This window comes from Actinotignum sanguinis (assembly GCF_030230305.1).
Classification (GTDB): Bacteria; Actinomycetota; Actinomycetes; order Actinomycetales; family Actinomycetaceae; genus Actinotignum; species Actinotignum sanguinis.
In genome coordinates this window covers 1-22,047 of record NZ_JASPCQ010000012.1, presented here as the reverse complement: position 1 = coordinate 22,047, position 22,047 = coordinate 1, and the positions used below count along the sequence as shown (strand labels likewise).

The following is a 22,047-nucleotide window of genomic DNA, read 5'->3' as shown; positions in this document are numbered from 1 at the left end:
CTTAGCTGGCCAACAGTTTCTGGATGCGCTTGACGGAAACCTTTTCCTTCGTGCCCAGCTGCTGGGCGAAAAGCGAGACACGCAGTTCTTCCAGGAGCCAGCGTGCGTGGTCGAGCACCCGAGCGCGGCCAGGATCGAAAGCTGCGTAACTGGCTTCTTCACGGGCACTTTCCACCGCGTCTGTCGCGGTCTGTACCTGCCAGGCGAGTGAATCATCGGATGCCGGATTCACGGCAGCCTTCTCGATGCGCAGCTTCGCGGCCAGGAGATAGCGCGGCAGATCCCAGAAGCGTGCTGCCGGCGTGGCCCGCACAAAATCGGGGGGCATAAGCGCATCCAGATGAGCGCGCTCGTCGCTCATCGTGGCAAGTAGTGCCACCGAGCGATTATCCCGCACCAGCTGCTCCACCTGCGCCCACGCAGCCGCAGCCTTGCCCGCGCCCTGCGCAATCAGGAACACTTCGTCCTCAAACTCGTCACGAGCCCAAGCCTGCAATTCCTCAAATTCACGCCCGGAACGCAACTCCTCCGGACTGGCATCATTGGCCGCACCCCAACGGTCGGCAAGATTCCGTGCCGCCGCCCACTGCAGATCCGCCACCAGCGCCGCCGTGGAAGGCGCCGGACTACCCGCCAGCTGCAAAGCCAGTTCTCCATCCCAGCGCGAGGTGATACGGCCCTCGGGCAGCGCCAGCGCATCCGCGAGCAAACGAATCACACCACCGCGATGCACCCGGACTTGTTCGCCCGGTTCCGCCACCACATCCAGCACAACCTTCCCGGCGCGGTCAGCGAGCGCCGGATAGGCGCGGACCGTCCCGGCCGGTCCCTCGGTTTCGATAACCGCGGGGATGATCCCCTGTTCCACCGCGGGCCAGCCGCTCAGAGCGTCCCCGGTCGCGAGCGTATCTGCGGGAGCGGAACCAGTACCCGCACCCGCACCCGCGGCCGACGTACTCGTGGATGGCAGGCCCGTGGCCGGCGTACGCGTGGACGGCCCGCTCTCACCCGCGGCCGGCGTACCCGCGGCCGACGCGCTCGCGGTGTGCTTCGTGCCGTGTTTCGCGGAGCCCGCCCCGCGCAGTCGCGCCCGCGCTTCATCGAGGGCCTGAGCCACCGCCCCGGCCACCACGTTTTCCACCGCTGCCTTGGTTTGCGGGGCAAGACTGCGCTGCACATACTCAAGCGATGTCGATTCCTCAAGTACCGCGCCCCGCTCCGAACGCACCCGGAAATTCACAGTCAGATGCGCGGGGAGATTCACCTCCTGCCAGGCGGCGTCGTCGATCTCAATACCGCGCACGCGGGCCGTGGCCGCCCGGAAAGCCTCCGCGAAAGAAACCGGTTCCGGCCCGTGCACGGCCTCCTCCCAACCGGGCAGTACGGCGCGGATATCGCGCGCAACATCCGGGGCGGGTACCAGGTTGCGGCGCACGCGTTTGGGTAGCGCGCGAATCGTGGCAACCACCAGTTCGTCGAGCATCCCGGGCACCAGCCAGTCGAAGCCCTCCGGGCGCAGTCGCGGCAGCAGCGCGATGGGTACGTCCACGGTGATGCCATCGTTGAACGAGCCCGGCGCGAAGGTGTAGGTGATGGGCAGGGTGATATCGCCCTGGTGCCACTCGGTGGGGAAATCCTCTTCACCGGCGCCACCGCCCGCGCTGCCCAGCAGGAAATCCTGGGTGAAATCGAGCAGATCGGGGCGTGCGTGCCGTTCCTTCTTCCACCAGGAATCAAAATGCCGCCCGGAGACCACGCTCTCCGGAATGCGCTCCTCGTAAAACGCGGCCAGCGCATCATTATCGGCCACCAGACCGTGGCGGCGGAGCTTGTCTTCGGTGCGGCTGGCTTCCTCAAGGGCCGCGCGGTTGCGCGCCAGGAACTCGTGATGGCTGCGCCACTCACCTTCCACCAGGCCGTGGCGGATAAACATCTCGCGAGCTAGCTCGCGCGCCGCATCCGAACCGGAAGTGGCCAGCAACACCGGCCGATCCGCCACAAGGGTCACTCCGTAGAGCGTTACCTTCTCGTGGACCATCGCCGCACCGTGCTTGGCGGACCAATACGGTTCCGAATAGGAACGCCGCACCAGCTTCTTCGCCAGCGGCTCAATCCACTCGGGCTGTATCGCGGCCACGGTGCGAGCGAAAAGCCGAGAAGTTTCCACCAGCTCGGCGGCCATGACCCACTCGGGGGTACGCCGGTGCAGGCCCGAACCGGGCCAGATCACGAAATGTGTGCCGCGCGCGCCCAGGTAATCGCGGCTGCGCGGGGAATAATTGCCGATATTGGAAAGCAAGCCCACCAGCAGCGAACGATGAATCGCCCCGGATTCCGGGGTATCCGAGCCGCGCCCGAGCTCGCGGCACGCGTGGGCGACCGCCCCGGAATTCGGCGCTCCGCCCAGCGCGGGCGCGCCTGCCTGCTCCGCGGCGCGGATCTGCTTCGAGCTGGGCAGCGCGAGGCGGCGGATGCTCAAGTCCAGCGGCCGAGCCATCTGCTCCAGCTGCGCCACCACGTCCGCCCACTCCCGATAGCGCAGGTAGTTGAGGAATTCCGCGCGGCACATGCGCCGGAATGCCGAACCGGACAGCTCGCGCGCCTGGGTGCGCAAATAGCGCCACAGCGTCAGGTAAGCGAGAAAATCCGACGAGCCGGCCGTGAAGCGCGCGTGGAATTGATCGGCCTGGGCACGTTTCTCGGTGGGGCGCTCGCGCACATCCTGCACCGACAGCGCCGCCACCAGCACGAGCACTTCGGAAGCACAACCGTTGCGCTGCGCCTCGATCAGCATGCGGCCCAGTCGCGGGTCGATAGGCAGGCGCGCGAGCTGACGCCCGACGGCGGTCAGGCGCGGGGTGTGGCGATTTTCGCTGCCAAATGCGCTCGCAGCCCCAAACGCACCGTAGCTAATCGCCCCGATTTCCTCGAGAAGCTGGGTGCCGGCTCGCACCGCCCGCGCTTCCGGCGGGTCAATAAAGGGAAAATCGTCGACGGCGCCCAGCCCGAGCGCGAGCATCTGCAAAATAACCGCAGCTAGGGAGGTGCGCTGAATTTCGGGCTGGGTGAATTCGGGCCGCGCCAGGAAATCATCCTCGGAATAGAGACGGATCGCCACCCCGTCCGTCACGCGCCCGCACCGCCCCGAGCGCTGATTGGCGCTGGCCTGTGAAATCGGCTCGATAGGCAGGCGCTGCACCTTCGTCTTATTCGAGTAGCGCGAGATACGGGCGGTGCCCGGGTCAATCACGTACTTGATTCCAGGCACGGTCAGGGAAGTCTCCGCAATATTCGTGGCGAGAATAATGCGCCGGTAGGGCCCGGGCTGGAAAATTCGGTGCTGTTCCGCCGCGGAGAGGCGCGAAAACAGCGGCAGTACTTCCACGGCGCCCGGCGCGCTGGACCTGCCCCCGGGGCTCACATACCTGGCCCCGAGTTCATCATCGAGAGCCTTCGCGGTATCCCGAATCTCGCCCTCCCCGGAGAGGAAGACCAGAATATCTCCCTCGCCTTCCGCCATGAGTTCCTCGGCGGCCGCCACGATTCCACTCACCTGATCGAGTGCCGCGGCCCGGCCCGGGGTGCGCGGCGCGGCCACGCGCTGCGCACCGGCGTCGTCGTGCTGCTCCTCGTGTTCCGCGTCCTGTTCCTCATCGAGGGGGCGATACCGGATCTCCACCGGATAGGTGCGCCCGGACACCTCGATGATCGGCGCGGTGTCGCCGGGGCGGCCGCCCGCGCGGTGTTCACCAAAATGCGCGGCGAAACGTTCGGTGTCGATGGTGGCGGAGGTGATAATGACTTTGAGGTCGGGGCGCGCGGGCAGCAGGCGGGCGAGGTAGCCGAGGATGAAGTCGATATTGAGGGAGCGTTCGTGCGCTTCGTCGATGATGAGGGTGTCGTAGCGCAGCAATTGCGGATCGGATTGAATTTCCGCGAGGAGGATGCCGTCCGTCATGAGTTTGACGAGGGTGGTGGGGCCCACTTCTTCGGTGAAACGAACCTGATAGCCGACGGCGCCGCCAACTTTTTGCCCCAGTTCGGCCGCGATGCGTTCGGCAACCGAGCGGGCCGCGATGCGCCGCGGCTGGGTGTGCCCGATGAGCCCGGTGATGCCCCGGCCCAGCTCCAAGCAGATTTTCGGCAACTGGGTAGTTTTCCCGGAGCCGGTTTCCCCGGCAATAATGACCACCTGATTCGCGGCGATGGCTTCGCGGATTTCCGCGCGCCGGGCGGAAACGGGCAGAGTTTCCGGGTAGGTAATCCGCGGAACTGCCGCCTTGCGGGCTTCTAGCTGTGCCGGGGTGTAGGGCCGCGGGCCGCGCGGACCACGGGGATTGTGGGTGCCACGGCTGCCACGGTTGTTACGCCGGCCGCGCCGGCCGCGCTTACCGGAGTGCGTTGCGGATTCCTGAGACTTATCCATATCGTGCCTCATTATTCCACGCCTCCCCGGAGCTTCCTATCGGTCAGAGTGACATTGGTGTACGTAGCGTGCTTCCGGTGCCTGCAACGGAAGCACAGTGGTCCGGTATCGCATATGGCCCTACACAGTGGTACTCCCTGACAGGAAATCGGGTGGTGGTTGTAGCTCGGGTACCACTTTGTGTGTCCGATTGGGTCCTTGTCTACTGCTCAACGTGGACAAGTATGGAGAACTCGGGTCGGGGTGTTCACATATAGCAACATGTCGCCACCGGGGCCCGCAGAAAGCAACGTCTTGACAATTTTGCTAACAGGATGCGACACCTCGACACGGGCCACCTGCAGGATGCAACGCCCCGAGCCTGGGCTGCACAGAATGCAACGCCCCGAGCCTGGGCTGCGCAGGATGCAACGCTAGCGCATGTTTTGGAAAAGTTAATGTAGTTGCTGTTGCTTTTTGTGGCGCGGGTAGGAATCAGCTGGGGCCCGGGCGGCGTGCCCGGGCCCCAACGGCGTCGTCGTGCTTGAAACGCGTGTCGCGTTTGAACGTGCGGTGCTTGAAGGCGCTGCGCTTGCAGGTGCCGTACCTCAGCCGCGCCTACACGTCAGAACGCGAGAAACGCCACCCGCCCAACGCGAGCAGCACCACCGCCAGCGCACACCACAGCCCCAGGCCAAGTGCCGGGCTGGAAACCGTGAACGAGGCGACGTCCGCGCCGGCATTGAGGCCGGGCGGGCTGAGGGCCGCGGTAAGGAGCATCGGCGGCAGGTAGGGGATCACAAAGGTGCGCACGAACTCGGAGGGAATGAGCGCGAGCACCGGGGAGAGCATCATCACCGCGAGGATGAGCACGATGGTGCCGGCGGAACTGCGCAGCAGATAGCCGATTCCCAGGGCCATCCACGCGGAGGTGACCATGGCGATGATGAAATTGAGGAAGAGCCACCAGGCGTCGCCGCTGAAGCCGATGGTGAGGCCGAAGAGGGTACCGACCACGGCACCTAGCACCAGGAGCAGAAGCGAGGTGGCCAGCGCCACCAGGCTGAGCGCGAGGGTGCGGGCGGCCACGTTGCGCCAGCGGCGCGGGTCGGCGCTCACGGTGGAGCGCATGGTGTTCGCGGCGTATTCGGAACACACCGTAACGGCACCGAAAGCCACCATAATGATCTGGAAAATGCTGCTCGCGCTGATGAGCACGTACGCGGCGAGCGAATGCTCCGCTCCCATGGCGGTGGCGTAGGTATTGAGTTCGAGCTCGCTAGAACCCCAGGCGGTCAGTGCGGTGATTGCCAGCGAGAAGAGGGTGCCGATGATGAGCGTCCAGCGCAGCGAGGGCAGCGTGAGGATCTTGCGCAGTTCAGAGCGCAGCGAGCGGCCCAGCGTGACGCGGTAGTTCGGTGTGGCGAATTGGCTGATGCGCGGGGGAAGCTGGGCTAGCTGCGGCGCGGCGAGGCCGGGTACGGCGGGGCCGGGTGCGGCGGGGCCGGAAGCAGGAACAAAAGCGTTACTCATCGGTGGCCTCCCGGGAGGTTCGTGGCGGGGCGGCCCGCGCCGTATTCAACGTCGTGGCCGGTTAGGTCCATGAAAATATCTTCCAGCGAGCGGTGGATGGTAGTCAGTTCGTCTAGCTGCACCCCCGCCTCGAAGGCGATTTTGCCGATGTCCGCGCGTGAACCGCCCGGGATCGCGAAACGGGCAACCGGGGCGGCCGGCGCAACGGGCACAGCTTGCGCACCCGGCCCACCCGGCGCAGGCGCGACTTCGCTAGCATCCTGGAAGTCCAGCCCGGCTGCCCGCAGCGCGCCCTCCAAGCCTGCCCGGTTGGGGGAGGCCACCAGCACCGTGGTATTTGCCACGGCCTCGGTGAAGCTTTCGATGGGCCCGAAAGCAATCATGCGGCCGCGCCCGATGACCAGCAGGTCATCGGCGGTTTGCTGCATTTCACTCATGAGATGCGAGGACACCAGAATGGTGCGGCCCTGCTGCGCGAGCGTGCGCATGAGCAGACGCACCCAGCGCACCCCGTCCGGGTCCAGCCCGTTAACGGGTTCGTCAAAGAGCAGCACTTCCGGATCGCCCAGCAGCGCCGCGGCAATGCCGAGCCGCTGGCCCATCCCCAGGGAGAAGCCCTTGAGTTTGCGCTTGGCCACGCTCCCGATTCCGGTTAGCTCGATGACTTCGTCCACGCGCCGGGCGGGAATCCCGTGGGTGGCAGCCAGAATTTGCAGATGGCTGCGCGCGCTGCGCGAACCGTGGAATGCCTTGCCGTCCAGCAGTGCACCCACCGTGGTGAGCGGGGAGGCGAGCTGCTCATAGGGAAGCCCGGCAATAAGGGCACGCCCGGAGGTGGGGCGATCCAGCCCCATAATGCAGCGCATCGTGGTGGATTTGCCCGATCCGTTCGGGCCGAGGAACCCGGTGATTCTCCCGGGCTGGAGCTGGAAACTCAGGTTATCGACCGCGGTGGTCGCGCCGTAGCGTTTTGTCAGGGCTTCAACTGTTATCACAGGCAGTCCTTTCGTGCTGGGTTGGTGAGTACGCGGCCGTGCCGGCACCCGCGCTCATTCTACCGACGCGCAGCCGCCCCTCCCACTCCCCGGTGGTGCTCATCTCATGGACGCATCGCTGCCCCGTGTCGTGCCGCCCCGTATTCGCGCAGTCCTAGAATGTGCCTATGCCGCAATCCTCACGCACCACCACCCGCATCCGCGCCCTCGACGGCATCCGCGCGCTCGCAATTATCGCGGTGGTGCTCTATCACATGCGCCCGGCGGTACTGACCGGCGGATTCATCGGCGTCACGGTGTTTTTCGTGCTTTCCGGTTTCCTCATCACCCGCAGTGTATTGCGCGAGCTGAGCCGTGAACGCCGCTTCTCCTACCTGCGTTACCTGCGCCGTCGCCTCCTGCGCCTGTGGCCTCCGGTTCTCGTCACCATTGCGGGTAGCGCGCTCCTCAGCTACATGTGTGCACCCAGCCTGCTCCCGAAAGTCCAGGCTGACGCCCTTCCCGCGGCGCTGTTCGCGAGTAACTGGGTCTATATTTTCCGCGAGGTTCCCTATTTCGCGGCCTCCGGCCTGCCTTCTCCGCTCACTCACCTGTGGTACCTGGGGGTCCTTGCCCAGTTCTACCTGCTCTGGCCCTTTATCTTGCTGGCCCTGCGCCGGGTGCGGTATTCGACGGTGCGGATCGTGGCGGGCTTGGCCCTCGCCTCCGCGCTGCTCATGGCGCTGCTTTTCTTCGCGGGCCCGGATTCCACCCGCGCCTACTACGGCCTGGACACTCGCGCCGCCGAACTCCTTATCGGCGCGCTCGCGGCTCTCGTTTCGCCGTATGTCGCGTCTCTGTGGCCGCGCGTGGATAGCACGACGCCGCCGCAGCCTCCCGCCCGTTCCGCCACCGCCGCTTTCGCGTTGCGGGTTGGCACCGGCGCCGCTCTCCTGGCTTTGCTGGCGCTGGCCGTATGGGCCGATGGTGAATCTGCCCTCACGTACGCGGGTGGTTTAACGACGACGGCGCTCCTGACGGCCCTTATTGTCCTCACCGTGCACAACCCGCGGCTGGGCCTGAGCCGGGTGTTGGCCAGTGCGCCTTTTGCCTATGTGGGGTCGCGGTCCTTCTCCCTCTACCTGGTTCACTATCCGCTGTTGCTTTTCATGAATCCGGCTACCCGCACAGCGGAGATTTCCGGGGTGGCCAAGATCGGGCAGCTGCTGGTGGTGGGGCTGGTGGCGGAGCTGTTTTATCGGTGTGTGGAGCAGCCGAGCGCGCGCCTGGCGCGGACCGGCTGGCGTGCCGGTGTGCGCACCTGGTGGACTGGCCTGCACAGTTGGCGCAGTGACATACGCACGTGGCGTACCGACCCGCGCAACTGGCGCAACCTCGCGGGTAACCACCGGTTGAGCGATACGATCTTCGCGGCGGTGAGCGCGGTGGCTCTCCTGCTCGTGACTCTGCTGGCTTGCGCGCCGATTCCCTGGCAGCGCCTCGCGGATTCTCGCGCGGTGGCCTTGCGCCCGGAACTAGCTGCACCCGCACCTAGTGTGCCCGGCGTGCTTAGTGCCCCCAGCGCACCCGGCGCACCCGGCGTGCCCGGCGTGCCCGGCGAAGCACCGAATCCGCCCGCGCCGGCCAACGCGCCGGCCAATACTCCGGGATCCAACCCGACTTCTACTCCGGTGCCCAGCCCGGGCTCTCTCCAGCCCATCGCCACGAAGGTCCCGGCCAATCTGGATGCCTCCGCGTGGAGCAAGGACCCGGCCACCGGCATCTGCGGAGCGAATGCCGTGATGATCGGGGATTCGGTCACCTTGGGCGCAACCGATGCCCTCAAGGAGGTTCTTCCCAATTCGGTGGTGGACGGCAAGGTCAGCCGGCAATTCTCTGCCGGCGCGGAGGTGTTCGCCCAGCGCCAGGCCCTAGGGGAGAAACCGCGGGTACTTATCTATGCTCTCGGCTCGAACGGAGCTATCGGCGGGGAAGCGGATATCCAAAAGCTTGTGGATGCAGCTCAGGGGCTTCCCGTGTATTTCGTGACGAACCGCAGCCCGTTGCCGGCCCAGAACCCTAATAACGAGCTGCTCAAGGCATACGCTGCCTCCCACCCGAATGTGGGCATTATTGATTGGTGGGCGGCTACCGAAGGCCACGAAGAATTCCTGCGCGACGATGGTATCCATCTCACACCCACCGGGCAGCAGCACTTCGCTACCCTTATCCAGCAGGCCCTGTGCGGGGCCTAAAAGGCCAGCCGGAAAGGTAGGCGCGGTGCGCGTTCTCAATTCTCTTCTTGGGTTACTCCTTGCCGCTGTCGCGGTCTTCACGGTGCAACCGGCCTGGTTCGGCCCGCTGGCCCGGCTGGCCACGGTAGTGCCCGGGGCTCAGATCATGTCCAGCCGCGGGGCGCTGGCGCTCGGGATGCTCATTGCCGCGCTCGCGGTAGGGCTGCTCGGCGCGGTCCGCCGCTATGTCGGGGGTGGGCGCGTGGCGGTGAGCTGCGCCGTCGTGCTGCTCCTCGTGGCCCTCGCGCACGCCGGAACGCTGAGCGGGCGCGGGCTGGATCGGGAGGTGTTAGGTGCGCCTGCGCCCGGCGAGCTAACCGTGCTCCAGTACAACACCGAGGGCGGGCGCGTGGACTGGGATCAGCTGGCCGATACTATCGTGCGGGTGGGTGCGGATGCGGTCTCGCTGATTGAAACTTCGGGTGACGCCGGTGCGGAGATTCAGGAGAAACTGGCCGCGCGCGGGGCGGAATACCAGCTTTTCGACGGTGGTGTATCCCGCTACAGCGCCGATTGGCGCTCGTCGGTGCTGCTGGTTTCCGCCGCGCGCGGGGAGTATGAAGCGGTGGACTTGAGCGAAACTTACGGTGATGACCTGGCGCGGGCGGTGGCGGCTGCGCCGCGCGGCGGGGCACGCCCGGATGCTCCGATGTTCGTGGCCGGGCACCCCACGGCTCCGGTACCTGCGTATATGGATCTGTGGCGCGCGGAGGCGCGGGCGTTATACCGGGTGTGCGAGGCCGTGCCGGATGCGGTTGTTGCGGGTGATTTTAATTCGACGGCGGACCACCAGGCTGCCCTCAGCCCTGGCTCGACCTGCCGTGACCTGGGGGCCGATGCCGGAATCGGCGCGGTGGGGACCTGGCCCACCACGGTGCCCGCGCTGCTGGCTTCTCCAATTGATCGGGTCATGAGCTCGGGCGGCTACCGCGGGGTGGCCGGGGAGATCATCGACCCGGATAACGCCAGCGACCACCGCGGTGTCATCGTGCGGCTCAAGCCGGTTGCGGATTCTGCTCCTGCTACTGATCCCACGCCGGCAACGGAATCCGATTCTTAGGGACTGGCTGAGGCGGGGTCCGCAAGCAAGGGCTTTCGGGTAAACTCCATCGCAGGGAGCTCCGGGAAGGTCAATGTCGCGAAACATCGATACACCCCCGGGGCTATTGCTTTTGTGTTCAGCGTCTTTGCTCCACACAAACTTTTAGACAGGCTCGTCAAACGCGGGTGGTTCACTCCGCGAGGGCTTGGAGTGCGATGGCGCGGTTGTTGCGCACCACGGAGCGCACCTGAATCTCTTCCCACTCCCGGATGCCGCGCTGGAGTGCTTCGCGTGCCTCGGGCGTGCATGCCACCCCGAACTCGTCAATAACGAAAAGAAGAACTTCTTCCAAGCAGGGGCGGAACCTGCGCCCACCTACTGGGAAGTGCACATCAGCAATCCGGGGAGTGCGCAGCGCATTCTTGAGGCGCCGGAGCGAGCGCCGGGAATGCTTGCCACCTAGGAGCAAGGCATGAGTCCATTCATCGCGATGGGAATGCACTTGGACATGCGCACAGGGGATATTCGAGCGTGGCGAGCGAATATAATCCCACCGCACCAGGGGCTCTTTTCCAACCTTTCCATGAATCACTGAGAAGGTTGACTCATTGACAGCTAGAAGCCCGGTCTTCGAATTGAGGAAAACCTCGTAATCGAAGCGGACAATCAGGAAACGATCAACGCGAATATCTCCCGACAAGCTTTTTAGCGGGAGACCTCCCTTTGTGACCGTCTGATTTAGCAGCGAAAATCCGGGGTCAATCAGCTCCCCAAGCAACTGTAAATGTGCCGCAAACTCGTTAGCGAGCTCATCCAATCGTGCGTTCACCACGGTAGTACTCCTCGAAGCGATCCAGGATTTCCATTTCGAAGTAGGCGTTAGTTTCTTTTGGTCCGAGCTGGTAGTCATCAGCGCGCTGGTCGAATTCTTCCCGGGTCATTCTGACCTCACGCAAGATTTCTTCTTTGCGCTCGAGAATCTCTTCTAGCGAGTTGTAAACACGGTCTGGAAAGCACAGCCGATCCTCAGCAATATCCATTTGTCTGACTCCTTCAATCGCCTCACGGCGAAGTAGTTACGTGTGCTTCTCCGTCATTCTTGCATGGTATGCAAGCGCGAAAAAGACCCATCCACAACCTGTGGAAAAACGGGGAGTAATTCTGCGGATAACTCCGGATCCGTTGCTGTCATATCCCTTCACCATCTACCCCCAATCCCACTCCGTGAAAAGTTCCGTCACCTAGAATGGGAGACGTGGATTTGGATACGCTCTCGGAATGGTCTCCGGTTGTTTTTGACCTCTTAGATATTTTCGGGGTGTTCGTGGCGGCCATCCTCGGCGGCATGGTGGCCCGTGAAAAGTCCTTCGATATCGTGGGCTTCGTGATCGTGGCGATCATTAGCGCCCTGGGCGGCGGTATGCTGCGTGATGTTCTTATCCAGCAGGCGCCCCTCCTCAAAGAACCACCGGTGGCGCTCACCAATCCGTACTACCTCAGCTGCGCCCTCCTCGGGGCGCTGGTGGCTTATCTGCTGCGCCTGCGCGGGAAATGGGTGCGCCGCTTTATGACGGTGATGGACGCCGCCGTGATGGGGGCCTGGACCGCTACCGGCGTGATCAAAACTCTCAACGCCGGGCTGGGCGTGATGCCGGCCGTCATGATGGGCATGATTACCGCGGTGGGGGGCGGGCTCATCCGCGATATCTCCGTGGGTCGCACCCCGGTGATCTTCGGCGGTAACACCCTCTACGCCACAGCGTCGCTCATCGCGGCTTTCCCCGCGGTGGTGCTCTGGTACAACCACGCACCCATGTTGGCCATGGCGGTATCCACGCTGCTTGCTTCCCTGTTGGTGATCCTGGCTCGCGTTTTCGAGTGGTCGCTGCCCGTCAATCGGGACTATTCCGTGAACGACACTCTCCAGCACGTTAGTTCTTCGCTGAGCCGGCGGATGCGTAGGTTGCGGGATGAAGAGCACCGTCGGTTGGCGCGCGCGGAACGCCAGGAACGTGCGGTACGACGGCGCAATCAATCCCGCCAGTCGCTTCGCGCCCGAGCGCTCAGCAAGAAGAGCCAAGCGAACTCTTCCGGATCAGGCAGCTCCGGGGAGTCCGGGGCGAGCGGTTCGGGGAAACCTTCGAGCGGTGGCCAGTCCTCGGGGCGCTAGTAAATCGCGACCGGGCCGCAGGGGCCGGGGATCACATCGATATTCGCGTCGAAAATCGCGGAAAGGCGCTCCGGGGTCATAATATCTGCCGGGGTGCCCGCATCCATAACGATGCCCTCCCGCATCGCAATAATGCGATCCGAGTAGCGCGCCGCGAAATTAATATCGTGGATCACCAGCACGATAGTGCGATGCAGCTCGTCGGCGGCCTGGCGCAGGTGGCGCATCATCTGCACCGAATGTGAAATATCCAGGTTATTGAGGGGTTCGTCCAGCAGCACGCAATCGGTTTCCTGGGTGAGCACCATCGCCACGTAGGCGCGCTGGCGCTGCCCACCGGAGAGCTCATCTAGGTAGCGCCCTTCCAGCTCGGTCAGCCCCAGGAAATCAATATAGCGGGAGATAATCTCCTCGTCCTCGGCAGTCAGGCGTCCATTCGAATACGGGAACCGCCCGAAGCCGACCAGCTGGCGCACCGTCAAACGCGTCACGAAGTGATTTTCCTGGCGTAGAATAGCGAGAATCTTGGCAAGATCGGCGGATTTCGTCGTCGTTACATCAAGCCCCGCCACCGCAATCGCGCCCGCGTCCATACGCATGAGCCGCCCGATCATCGTGAGCAGCGTGGACTTACCCGCACCGTTCGGGCCCACCAGTGCCGTGACCCCGCCGTGCGGAATATCCAAGGTCACCGGGCCGATCCGGACCTCCGAACTGTAGTCGCGCCGGGTGCCTTCCATACGGATCATCGGATCGGCGCAGCTCAGATCAGCCGCGCGCAGATGCGGGGAAACCACCGGCGGCACCGGCGCGGGAACCTCAAGATGTGTGCCTGCTGTGTTCTTGCGGTGGCGCATTACAACCGCCCCTTTCTCAGTACAACGACGAGGAACGTCAGGCCGCCCACCAGCTCAATAATGATGGAGACCACGCCTTCCGCCGAGAAAATATTTTTCATCACGAAGAAACCGCCCATGAGCACCGCGTAACCGATCACGGCGGCCATGGGGAAAAGGAAACGGTGATCGTAGGTATCCGCCGCCTGGTAGGTCAGGGTGGCAACCAGGAAACCGAAGAACGTCATCGGCCCCACGAGCGCCGTGGATACCGAGATAAGTACCGCGATGAGGGTGAGGGAAATAAGGAGCATTCGCAGGTGATTGACTCCCAGCGACACCGCCACATCCCGCCCCAGCGCAATCGCGTTGAGGGAGCGAGAAATGAGGAGGAGCGCCACTCCCGCGCCCAGCGCCAGCGGCAGCGCCGCCACGAACACATCCGAGCGGGCATTCGCGATAGTGCCGAACATGCGCGCGGAGAGCACATCGAATTCGGACGGGGTGAGCATGCGTTGCATAAAAGCGGAAAGCGAACCCAGCCCGGTGCCGATAATAATGCCGATAAGTAGCATAATATGCAGACTGCCGAGTTTGCCGCGCAGCAGCCACCCGTACAGCGCCAGCGCGCAGGCCACCATAATCGCCACCTGGATGAGGAAAGCGCGCACCCCGGTGAACGCCACGAACCCGGCCACCCCGAAGAAGAAAATCGTGGAGGTGTGAATCACCGAATACAGCGACTCAAAGCCCATAATCGACGGTGTAAGAATCCGGTTGGTGGTCACCGTCTGGAACGCGAGGGTGGCTAGCGACTGGCAGAACGCCACCAACAGAATGGAAAACACCGCCTCGGCGCGCATCCGGGTAATAATCCAGAAGCCCTCGCTGCCCACCGCCACCGGAATATTCCACACGAAATAGAGCGCGGTGCAGGCGAGCCCGAGGAGCGCCACGCCGATGAGCAGCAGCCAGTAGCGCCGCCGCGCGCGCGGGGTTGCGAAAGCACCGGCGTGGCGGGGCGCTTGGCCAGGAACGTAAGATTTTTCGGGAGATTGTGGTACGACGACGCTCATGAGAGCCTCCGGCGCTGACGCAGGATAAGGAAGATGAACACGGCCGCTCCCAGGGTGCCGAGGATGAGGGATACCGGGATTTCAAAGGGAGCGATGAGGGTGCGGGACACCAGGTCGCATACCGTGAGGATCCCGGCTCCGAAAACGCAGACCCAGGGGAGGTTGGAACGCAGATCGTCCCCGCGCAGCAGCGAAATAATATTGGGGACGATGAGCCCGAGGAAGGGAATCCGGCCAATCACCACGGTGACCACGCCGGTGGTCAGCGCGATCACCCCGGTGCCGAGCAGCACGATGAGGTTGTAGTTCACGCCCAGCCCGGTGGCCACATCCTCACCCAGGCCCGCCACGGTGAGACGGTCAGCCAGGATGAAAATGAGGACGGTGGCAATTAAAACAATCCACAGCGGCTCGTAGCGTCCGGCTACCACATTTGCGAAACTACCCTGGAACCAGACCCCCAGGGTTTGCAGGGTGTCAGTTTTGAGGGCGAAGAAGGTGGAAATCGCGGAGACCACCGCGCCGAGCATAATTCCCACAATCGGCACAATTACCGAGGAACGCAGCGTCACCCGGCGAAGGAACAAGAAGAAAATAATAGTGCCGATAAAAGCGAAAAGGATGGCGGCCAGCATCTGCTCGATGAGCGAGGTGTGCGGAACCAGGAACATGACGACGAGCAGCCCGAGGCCGGCCCATTCGGTAGTGCCCGTGGTGGTGGGTTCCACGAATTTATTTTGGGTCAGCAACTGCATGACCAGCCCGCACATCGCCATTGCGGCGCCGGCCAGCACCAGGGAGGCGGTGCGGGGAATACGGGTGGCGAAGTACATGAATTCGCCGCCTTCGTGTTCGGAGATATTGTAGGTACCCGTGGTCATAGACAGGTAGACGAGGCCCGCCAGAATAATGACACCGAGGGTAAGCGGCAGCGCGCGCAGCAGCCTGCTCCCGGTAAATCTGCGTGAGGAAAGAGAACTATGCGGTGGTGTTGTCATGAGCGTACATGCTGCGGGGGCCGGGTCCCCGGCCCCCGCAGGTAGGTTATCTAGCCTGAGCTACTTGGCGGCCTTGAAGGCCTTGGCCAGGTCGTTGAGGAATTCGATGTAGGTTTGCGGACCCTCATTGACGTAGGTATCCGCGGGCATGGTCAGGATCTGCTTCTTCTGGACCGCCGGCACATTGGCCATGGCGGGCGAGTTGGTCACCAGGTCAGCACCGTGAGCTTCGTTGCCTTCACCCACGCCGGCATCGCGGTCCATAATGAGGATCCATTCGGGATTGGCCTGTGCCAGGGCTTCGTCGGAAACTTCGTCACCCTTGTGGTTCGCGGTTCCTTCACCCAGATCGAAGGCCGGGGTGAGGTTGAGGAGCGGGTAGAGCGGGCCGAGGGTGCGGCCCACGCCCGGGGCGAGGTACCCCATCTTGCCACCGTTGGTGTTGATGGAAAGCACCTTCTGGCCGGCCGGGTAGGCATCGCGCGCGGCAGCAATCGCGGCATCCAGATCCGCGTTGAGCTTGGCGGCTTCCTTTTCCTTGCCGAAGATCTTGCCCAGATCCTCAACGTCCTTCTTCATGCCGTCCATAAGGAGTTCGCCGGACTTATTGGCGTCCGCATCCTTTTCTTCCTTGGGCAGCTTGATATTCATGTCAATAATCGCGGCGTTCGGAGCGGCGGCCTTGATCTTGTCATAGTGCTGGGCGAAGCGCTGGCCCACGATCACGAGATCGGGGTTAGCTGCGGTAATCGCCTCAAAATTCGGTTCGCGGTGGTTGCCGATATTGACCACAGAGTCATCCTTGACGTACGGGTCGTCCTTGGGCATAACATCCTTGGGCGCCGCGAGCAGCTTGACGCCCCACTCGTGCAGAGTCTCGAACGTGCGGTTATCCAGGGAAACCACGCGCTCCGGGTTCACCGGAACTTCCTGGGTGCCATGCGAATCCGTGATCGAAACGGTACCCGCGGCCTGTGAGGTGGCCTCAGCGGCGGGTTCCGAAGCGGCGGCCGAAGGTGAGGGGCTATCCTTGGCGGAGTTATTGGAGCAAGCGCCCAGAGCGAGGGTGCCGGCAGCCACAAGCGCGAAAAAGCCGCGAACTGTCTTCTTCATCGTTTACCTTTGCGTAGAGTAAAAATACGTTAGGGAAGGAAGTCCTAACCCGTAGATGAGTGTACTTATACGGGACACCTTAATTCAAGGGCATGTATAAAAAGCGGTATTTTCCCAGGTGAGCCCAGTGTGTATACCTTAACTAATGGTGCGTATTTTAGCGACGCCGTCACGAAGTCGGGGTTTCGGGGTGGAAGCGGTGCGGGCGCGATAGGACCTCTGACTGGCGGCGGTGCGGGCGCGATAGGGCCTCTGGCGAGCATTCGCAATCACGGCAGGCCGCGCCAAAGTAGAAGCACCTCGGCAGCAAGATGTGGAACGGATCTTGCCACCGAGGTGCAGTCGCTGTGGTGTGTAGCCACCGGCGTACGGGGATATTTATGCACGTCAAAGCGCTCCCCGCGCCGCGGTACTCCTTAACGTTACGCTACCGAAAGTTACCGCGGCACGAATGGCGCTCCGGGATATCTCACATCATGTGGATATCTCAACAAAGGTGCTTAGTCCCAGCGTTCTTCCGGGCGGGCGGGATCCTGCCACACGGTGTGGAAAACACCCTCGGTATCGAGGCGGTGATAAGTATGCGCCCCGAAGTAATCACGCTGGGCTTGAATAAGATTGGCCGGGAGGCGTTCGGCGCGCACGCCGTCGTAATAGGCGAGCGAGGAAGCGAATGCCGGGATCGGCACCCCGCGCTGCGCGGCGAACACCACAATGCGGCGCCAGGCCTCCACCGCTCCGGAAATCTCGGAGCTGAAATAGGGATCGGCCAGGAGCAGCGGCAAATCTGGCTGGCGAGTATATGCCTCGGTAATACGGTCGAGGAAAGCCGCGCGAATAATGCACCCTGCCCTCCAAATCCGCGCCATGGCTCCCAGGTCAATACCCCAAGAATTCTCCAGGGAGCCCTTGCGGATAAGCTCGAAACCTTGGGAGTAGGCCACCATCTTCGACGCGTAGAGAGCCAGGCGGATATCTTCGATAAAGCGCTCGCGGTCCTCCACCGCTACCTCGGTGGTGTGCCCGGGCAGGTTGCGGCCGGCGGCACGTTCCGCGCTATCCCCGGAGAGGCTGCGCGCGAAGGTCGCTTCGGCGATGCCGGTGGCGGGCACCCCGAAAGCTGCGGCGTTTTGCACCGTCCACGCCCCGGTGCCCTTCTGGGCGGCGGCATCCTGGATTACGTCCACGAGCGCGCCCCCGGTGGTGGCATCGCGCTGGCGGAGCACCTCGGCGGTGATCTCAATGAGATAGGAATCCAGCTCGGTGGAATTCCAGCGCTCGAAAACGTCGCCAATTTCCGCGGCGCTCATGCCCAGGGCGGTGCGCATGAGGTCATAAGCTTCCGCGATGAGCTGCATATCCGCGTATTCGATGCCGTTATGCACCATTTTTACGAAGTGACCGGCGCCGTTGGGGCCCACGTAGGTGCAGCACGGTTCGCCGTTCTTCCGCGCGGCAATGGCCTCAAACATGGGGCCGAGGCGATCGTAGGATTCGCGGGTGGCACCGGGCATAATCGAGGGGCCCTTGAGCGCGCCCTCTTCACCGCCGGAGACCCCGGTGCCCACAAAATGCAGCCCGCGTGCGGAAATTTCCGCTTCGCGGCGCATGGTATCGGTGAAAAGCGAATTTCCGCAGTCCACGATAATATCGCCCGGCTCCATGAGATCGGCAAGCTCGTCAATAACCGCATCGGTGGGCTGACCGGCCTTGACCATAATAATGGCGACCCGGGGGCGGGCCAGCGAGGCCACGAAATCAGCCATGGATTCGCTCGGGTAGAACTCCCCTTCGCTGCCGTGTTCCGCCATCACCCGCTCGGTTTTCGCGGCGGTGCGATTGTGGATAGCAACTTTGTAGCCGCGGCTGGCGAGGTTGCGGGCCAGGTTCGAGCCCATCACCGCCATTCCGGTTACTCCGATATCTGCAACGCCAACGGGCGGGGTGGGAATAGACATGCGGCTCCTTCTTCTGAGACTTCTACGAACACCTGATTGAGGTTTCTAACGTGTCTATTCTAGAGTCCCGCGCGGGAGCGATGGATAGGTGTTCCGTTCGCTTCCCGGCGAGTGCGTGAAAAATGACAGCCGCATGAGAATATTGCCATCTTCCCCTGAAAAACTGCCGTTTATGCGCATAGTTGTTAGGGTGGCGGTATGAAAAGAACACGTTTCGCGGCCCTGCTTGCCGCCACCGCCACCGCCTTCACCCTGAGTGCCTGTTCCCATGACAACGCCACGACCGCGGATGCCACTACCTCGCCGGCCAGCGCCGCGTCCCAGCCCACCGCCGCGGCATCGAGCTCCGCTGCTGAGAGCGGGAAGAACGACGACGCCGCCGCTGCCGCGGCGGGAGCCTGCGGGGCAGCTCATCTGGCTGCCACGTTCGAGGCTGGCAGCGCTGCCGGCACGCATGTTCTCACCCTTACGAATAGCTCACAGACGGCCTGCACCCTGCATCCCGATGTGGAGATTGAGCTGAAAGATGCCGCCGGCGATGGCGTCTCCGAGAATCTGAAGCTGAGCTCCCAGGCCGGCAGTATCGCCCCGGGATCCAGCGTGAGCTGGACGGTGGCCCTGGCCGATGCCGGGAGCGTGCCGGGATGTGCGCCGGTCAAGCCCGCGACCCATCTTGAGGTTGATATCGAGGATGGCGGGGAGGATATTGATATTCCCGTCAATCTCACGGGCTGTCAGGATGATGATATCGACCTGCTCAGCGAAGTCCGCTAGCGGGGAATCAACCGGGGCGGGTGGCTCAGCCACCCGCCCCGCGTCGTCGTCGTACTTAATATTTAGTTACCCAGGGCGGCCGCAACCACGGCGCGTGCCTCCTCCTGAACCTGGGCCAGGTGCTCGGGGCCGCGGAAGGATTCCGCGTAAATCTTGTAGACATCCTCCGTGCCGGAAGGCCGGGCCGCGAACCAGGCGTTTTCCGTGGTGACCTTGAGGCCGCCAATCGCCGCGTGGTTCCCGGGGGCCTCCACCAGCTTCGCGGTAATCGGTTCGCCGGCCAGCTCCGTGGCCGTGACGTCCGCCGGGGAAAGCTTGCCGAGCTTGGCCTTTTCTTCCTTCGTGGCGGGGGCATCGATGCGGGCATAAGCCGAGGAACCGTAGCGTTCCACCTGCTCATTGTGGAGCTGGGAGGGCGACTTGCCGGTCACCGCGGTGATTTCCGCCGCGAGTAGGTCGAGCACAAGCCCGTCCTTATCCGTGGTCCACACCGAACCATCCTTGCGGAGGAAAGAAGCACCGGCGGATTCTTCCCCGCCGAAGCCGATTTCCCCGCTCACCAGGCCGGGCACGAACCACTTGAAGCCCACCGGGACCTCCACGAGGGTGCGGCCAATTCCGGCCACCACCCGGTCGATAAGCGAGGAGGACACCAGGGTTTTCCCGACGTTCACCTGCTCGGACCACTGCGGGCGGTGGGTGAAGAGGTATTCAATGGCCACCGCGAGATAGTGGTTGGGGTTCATGAGGCCGGCATCCGGGGTGACGATACCGTGCCGGTCGGAATCGGCGTCGTTCCCGGTGGCCAGATCGTAAGGGGCGCGGCCGTTCGCATCCGGCTCCATGCGGTGAAGCAGACCCGCCATCGCGTAGGGCGAGGAGCAGTCCATGCGGATCTTGCCGTCCCAGTCCAAGGTCATAAAGGGCCAGGCCGGATCAACGTGAGGGTTGACCACGGTCAGGTTAATGCCGTAGCGATCCGCGATTTCCTGCCAGTATTCAGCACTTGCCCCGCCCATCGGGTCCGCGCCGATGCGCACGCCCGCCGTGCGAATCGCCTCGAAATCGATGATGGTATCGAGGGCCGTCACGTAGGCGTCGCGGAAATCGTAGGTGCCGACCTTTGTGACCGCGTCCGCGTAGGGCACGCGGGCAATGTTCTTCCACCCCGCGGCGATGAGCTCATTGGCTCGCGCCGCGATCCACTTGGTGGCATCGGTATCCGCAGGGCCGCCATTGGGCGGGTTGTACTTGAAACCACCATCGCGCGGCGGGTTGTGGGACGGCGTAATAACGATGCCGTCGGCCAGACCCGGGCCATCCAAGCGCAGCGCGTGCGGGGCGCCATTGGCCTCCAAGATCGCCAGCGAGACCGCCGGGGTGGGAGTCCACGAACCGCGAGCATCCACCCGCACATCAGCACCGTTGGCTACCAGCACCTCGATAGCGGTTTTTTCCGCCGGGAGGGACAGTCCGTGGGTATCACGGCCCACGAAAATGGGGCCGTTGTATCCCTGGGCATTCCGGTAGTCCACGATCGCCTGCGTGGTTGCCGCGATATGGGCTTCGTTAAAGGCACCATCGAAAGCTGAGCCGCGATGGCCGGAAGTACCGAAAACCACCTGCTGGAGGGGGTTATTCGGATCGGGTTCGATATCGTAATATGCCGCCACCAGCTCATCAACATTGATGAGATCTTCGGGGCGGGCCGGGGTTCCTGCGCGTTCGTTCATACATTGAGTATCCCACGAATTGCGCTCCAATCGCGGGACTTGTTCCGCGGGTGGAACTTCCCCCAGTGACCGGCGCGCGCGGCTAGGGGAACTTCCTCGCCGGGGGCCACCGGGCCGGGCGCGGTAGAGCGTTCCCCGCGGGTGGCCGGCCCGCCGAAAGGTGAGCCGCCTAGCGCCTCCCGGCCGTGCGGGCTGAGCCATCCGGAAGTATCCGGGCCCAGCGGCACGATTTGATTGGGGTTCACGTCCAGGTGGACTTCGTAATAGTGCGAGGTGATGTGCTCGAAATCCACGGTGTCCCCGAAACCGGGGGTCTGGAAAAGATCGCGCGCGTAGGCCCAGAGCACCGGCATCTCGGTCAGCTTCTTTTCATTGCATTTAAAATGCCCGTGGTAGACGGCGTCGAAACGCACCAGGGTAGTAAAGAGGCGCACGTCCGTTTCGGTGATGTGGTCGCCCATGAGGTAGCGGCGGTGCTCAAGCAGCTCGGAAATATTGCGCAGTGCGGTGAAAAGGCGCAGGTAGGCGCGATTATAGGAATCCTGGCTGCCGGCAAAACCGCAGCGGTACACGCCATTATTAATTTCGGTGTAGATATAGCGCATGAGGGCGTCCATGGGTTCGCGCAGTTCCGCGGGGTAGAGGTCCGGGGCGCCCTCGCGGTGGAAATCGCGCCACTCGGTAGAAAAATCGAGCGTCATTTGCGCAAAGTCATTTGTGGCGACGGCGCCGCTAGCAAGATCCACCAGGGCTGGAACCGTAATTCCCAATGAGAAATTCGGGTCGCGGGCCAGGTAGGCATCCCGCAGGAAATGAATACCGAGAACCGGATCCACACCGCCTTCATCACGGTCAAAAATCCAGGACCGCTCATCGTGGGTGGGGCCGGGGATGCCCAGTGATATAACATTTTCGAGCCCGAGCAGGCGGCGCACGATCATCGTGCGATTCGCCCACGGGCAGGCGCGCGCCGCGATGAGGCGGTAACGCCCGGGTTCTACCGGAAATTCGGCACTATCGCGGCTCACGCGCGTGGTGATGTAACGAGCGTCGCGGCTGTATCCTTCGCCGCGGCGGGTAAATGTTGCTCCGATGGTCATATTCGCCTCCCTGTGCATCGGCGATTGGTGATGAGTGATCG

The 22,047-nt window shown here is 63.4% G+C and carries 16 protein-coding genes; 4 read left to right on the top strand and 12 right to left on the bottom strand.

From position 1 onward, the window contains the following. Nucleotide 1: 1 nt before the first annotated feature. The 3 genes from hrpA to QP828_RS06955 all read right to left on the bottom strand — a co-directional run bounded on the left by hrpA (nucleotide 2) and on the right by QP828_RS06955 (nucleotide 6,933). Nucleotides 2-4,426: an ATP-dependent RNA helicase HrpA gene (gene hrpA / locus QP828_RS06965; RefSeq protein ID WP_274732980.1), complete on the bottom strand. Its 4,425-nt coding sequence runs from the start codon at nucleotides 4,424-4,426 to the stop codon at nucleotides 2-4. Nucleotides 4,427-5,023: 597 nt separating this feature from the next. Beyond that, nucleotides 5,024-5,938 (bottom strand): hypothetical protein, encoded by a 915-nt coding sequence (locus QP828_RS06960; protein WP_274732979.1) that lies wholly within the window; start codon nucleotides 5,936-5,938, stop codon nucleotides 5,024-5,026. Then, on the bottom strand, nucleotides 5,935-6,933 hold the full coding sequence (locus tag QP828_RS06955) for an ABC transporter ATP-binding protein (RefSeq protein WP_274732978.1): 999 nt from the start codon (nucleotides 6,931-6,933) through the stop codon (nucleotides 5,935-5,937). Before QP828_RS06955 ends, QP828_RS06960 begins: the two co-directional genes overlap by 4 nt. 167 nt (nucleotides 6,934-7,100) lie before the next feature. Between QP828_RS06955 and QP828_RS06950 the strand changes: the two genes are divergently transcribed. Together QP828_RS06950 and QP828_RS06945 are read left to right on the top strand one after the other, a co-directional pair. Beyond that, the gene (locus QP828_RS06950) at nucleotides 7,101-9,167 is read left to right on the top strand and encodes an acyltransferase family protein (RefSeq protein ID WP_274732976.1); all 2,067 of its coding nucleotides are present in this window, start codon (nucleotides 7,101-7,103) and stop codon (nucleotides 9,165-9,167) included. A 25-nt stretch (nucleotides 9,168-9,192) separates the two neighbouring features. Next, complete coding sequence (locus tag QP828_RS06945) at nucleotides 9,193-10,266, top strand: endonuclease/exonuclease/phosphatase family protein (RefSeq protein ID WP_274732975.1); 1,074 nt, start codon at nucleotides 9,193-9,195, stop codon at nucleotides 10,264-10,266. Nucleotides 10,267-10,438: 172 nt separating this feature from the next. Here the strand turns inward: QP828_RS06945 and QP828_RS06940 are convergent, their stop codons facing one another. Then, complete coding sequence (locus QP828_RS06940; RefSeq protein WP_274732973.1) at nucleotides 10,439-10,948, bottom strand: hypothetical protein; 510 nt, start codon at nucleotides 10,946-10,948, stop codon at nucleotides 10,439-10,441. Nucleotides 10,949-11,057: 109 nt separating this feature from the next. Then, a complete protein-coding gene (locus tag QP828_RS06935) occupies nucleotides 11,058-11,288 on the bottom strand; it encodes a hypothetical protein (RefSeq protein ID WP_274732971.1) in 231 nt (76 codons plus the stop codon). 206 nt (nucleotides 11,289-11,494) lie between these two features. Here QP828_RS06935 and QP828_RS06930 point away from each other — a divergent pair, with 206 nt between their 5' ends. Continuing rightward, nucleotides 11,495-12,418 (top strand): trimeric intracellular cation channel family protein, encoded by a 924-nt coding sequence (locus tag QP828_RS06930; RefSeq protein ID WP_274732970.1) that lies wholly within the window; start codon nucleotides 11,495-11,497, stop codon nucleotides 12,416-12,418. Here QP828_RS06930 and QP828_RS06925 read toward each other — a convergent pair. The 5 genes from QP828_RS06925 to gndA all read right to left on the bottom strand — a co-directional run bounded on the left by QP828_RS06925 (nucleotide 12,415) and on the right by gndA (nucleotide 18,399). Beyond that, nucleotides 12,415-13,167: an iron ABC transporter ATP-binding protein gene (locus tag QP828_RS06925; protein WP_274733010.1), complete on the bottom strand. Its 753-nt coding sequence runs from the start codon at nucleotides 13,165-13,167 to the stop codon at nucleotides 12,415-12,417. The two genes, QP828_RS06930 and QP828_RS06925, sit on opposite strands and share 4 nt — an antisense overlap. 107 nt (nucleotides 13,168-13,274) lie before the next feature. Next, complete coding sequence (locus tag QP828_RS06920; protein WP_274732969.1) at nucleotides 13,275-14,330, bottom strand: iron chelate uptake ABC transporter family permease subunit; 1,056 nt, start codon at nucleotides 14,328-14,330, stop codon at nucleotides 13,275-13,277. Next, the gene (locus QP828_RS06915; RefSeq protein WP_274732967.1) at nucleotides 14,327-15,328 is read right to left on the bottom strand and encodes an ABC transporter permease; all 1,002 of its coding nucleotides are present in this window, start codon (nucleotides 15,326-15,328) and stop codon (nucleotides 14,327-14,329) included. The genes QP828_RS06920 and QP828_RS06915 overlap by 4 nt, the downstream gene beginning before the upstream one ends. Before the next feature lie 60 nt (nucleotides 15,329-15,388). Continuing rightward, a complete protein-coding gene (locus tag QP828_RS06910; protein WP_274732965.1) occupies nucleotides 15,389-16,441 on the bottom strand; it encodes a siderophore ABC transporter substrate-binding protein in 1,053 nt (350 codons plus the stop codon). A 500-nt stretch (nucleotides 16,442-16,941) separates the two neighbouring features. After that, nucleotides 16,942-18,399 (bottom strand): NADP-dependent phosphogluconate dehydrogenase, encoded by a 1,458-nt coding sequence (gndA, locus tag QP828_RS06905; protein WP_274732964.1) that lies wholly within the window; start codon nucleotides 18,397-18,399, stop codon nucleotides 16,942-16,944. A 198-nt stretch (nucleotides 18,400-18,597) separates the two neighbouring features. Between gndA and QP828_RS06900 the strand changes: the two genes are divergently transcribed. Beyond that, complete coding sequence (locus QP828_RS06900) at nucleotides 18,598-19,173, top strand: DUF4232 domain-containing protein (RefSeq protein WP_274732962.1); 576 nt, start codon at nucleotides 18,598-18,600, stop codon at nucleotides 19,171-19,173. Nucleotides 19,174-19,235: 62 nt separating this feature from the next. On the opposite strand, the gene pgm is transcribed toward QP828_RS06900, so the two are convergent. Together pgm and QP828_RS06890 are read right to left on the bottom strand one after the other, a co-directional pair. Then, nucleotides 19,236-20,906 (bottom strand): phosphoglucomutase (alpha-D-glucose-1,6-bisphosphate-dependent), encoded by a 1,671-nt coding sequence (gene pgm, locus QP828_RS06895; RefSeq protein ID WP_126135848.1) that lies wholly within the window; start codon nucleotides 20,904-20,906, stop codon nucleotides 19,236-19,238. Then, nucleotides 20,903-22,006 (bottom strand): glutathione S-transferase family protein, encoded by a 1,104-nt coding sequence (locus tag QP828_RS06890; protein ID WP_274732960.1) that lies wholly within the window; start codon nucleotides 22,004-22,006, stop codon nucleotides 20,903-20,905. The genes pgm and QP828_RS06890 overlap by 4 nt, the downstream gene beginning before the upstream one ends. Nucleotides 22,007-22,047 lie beyond the last annotated feature (41 nt).

Coding starts and splice junctions, on each gene's coding strand:
- QP828_RS06960 (WP_274732979.1), bottom strand. CDS start 5,938: ATGAGTAACGCTTTTGTTCCTGCTTCCGGCCCCGCCGCACCCGGCCCC.
- gndA (WP_274732964.1), bottom strand. CDS start 18,399: ATGTCTATTCCCACCCCGCCCGTTGGCGTTGCAGATATCGGAGTAACC.
- pgm (WP_126135848.1), bottom strand. CDS start 20,906: ATGAACGAACGCGCAGGAACCCCGGCCCGCCCCGAAGATCTCATCAAT.
- QP828_RS06915 (WP_274732967.1), bottom strand. CDS start 15,328: ATGACAACACCACCGCATAGTTCTCTTTCCTCACGCAGATTTACCGGG.
- QP828_RS06925 (WP_274733010.1), bottom strand. CDS start 13,167: ATGATCCGTATGGAAGGCACCCGGCGCGACTACAGTTCGGAGGTCCGG.
- QP828_RS06890 (WP_274732960.1), bottom strand. CDS start 22,006: ATGACCATCGGAGCAACATTTACCCGCCGCGGCGAAGGATACAGCCGC.
- QP828_RS06950 (WP_274732976.1), top strand. CDS start 7,101: ATGCCGCAATCCTCACGCACCACCACCCGCATCCGCGCCCTCGACGGC.
- hrpA (WP_274732980.1), bottom strand. CDS start 4,426: ATGGATAAGTCTCAGGAATCCGCAACGCACTCCGGTAAGCGCGGCCGG.
- QP828_RS06930 (WP_274732970.1), top strand. CDS start 11,495: ATGGGAGACGTGGATTTGGATACGCTCTCGGAATGGTCTCCGGTTGTT.
- QP828_RS06900 (WP_274732962.1), top strand. CDS start 18,598: ATGAAAAGAACACGTTTCGCGGCCCTGCTTGCCGCCACCGCCACCGCC.
- QP828_RS06920 (WP_274732969.1), bottom strand. CDS start 14,330: ATGAGCGTCGTCGTACCACAATCTCCCGAAAAATCTTACGTTCCTGGC.
- QP828_RS06910 (WP_274732965.1), bottom strand. CDS start 16,441: ATGAAGAAGACAGTTCGCGGCTTTTTCGCGCTTGTGGCTGCCGGCACC.
- QP828_RS06935 (WP_274732971.1), bottom strand. CDS start 11,288: ATGGATATTGCTGAGGATCGGCTGTGCTTTCCAGACCGTGTTTACAAC.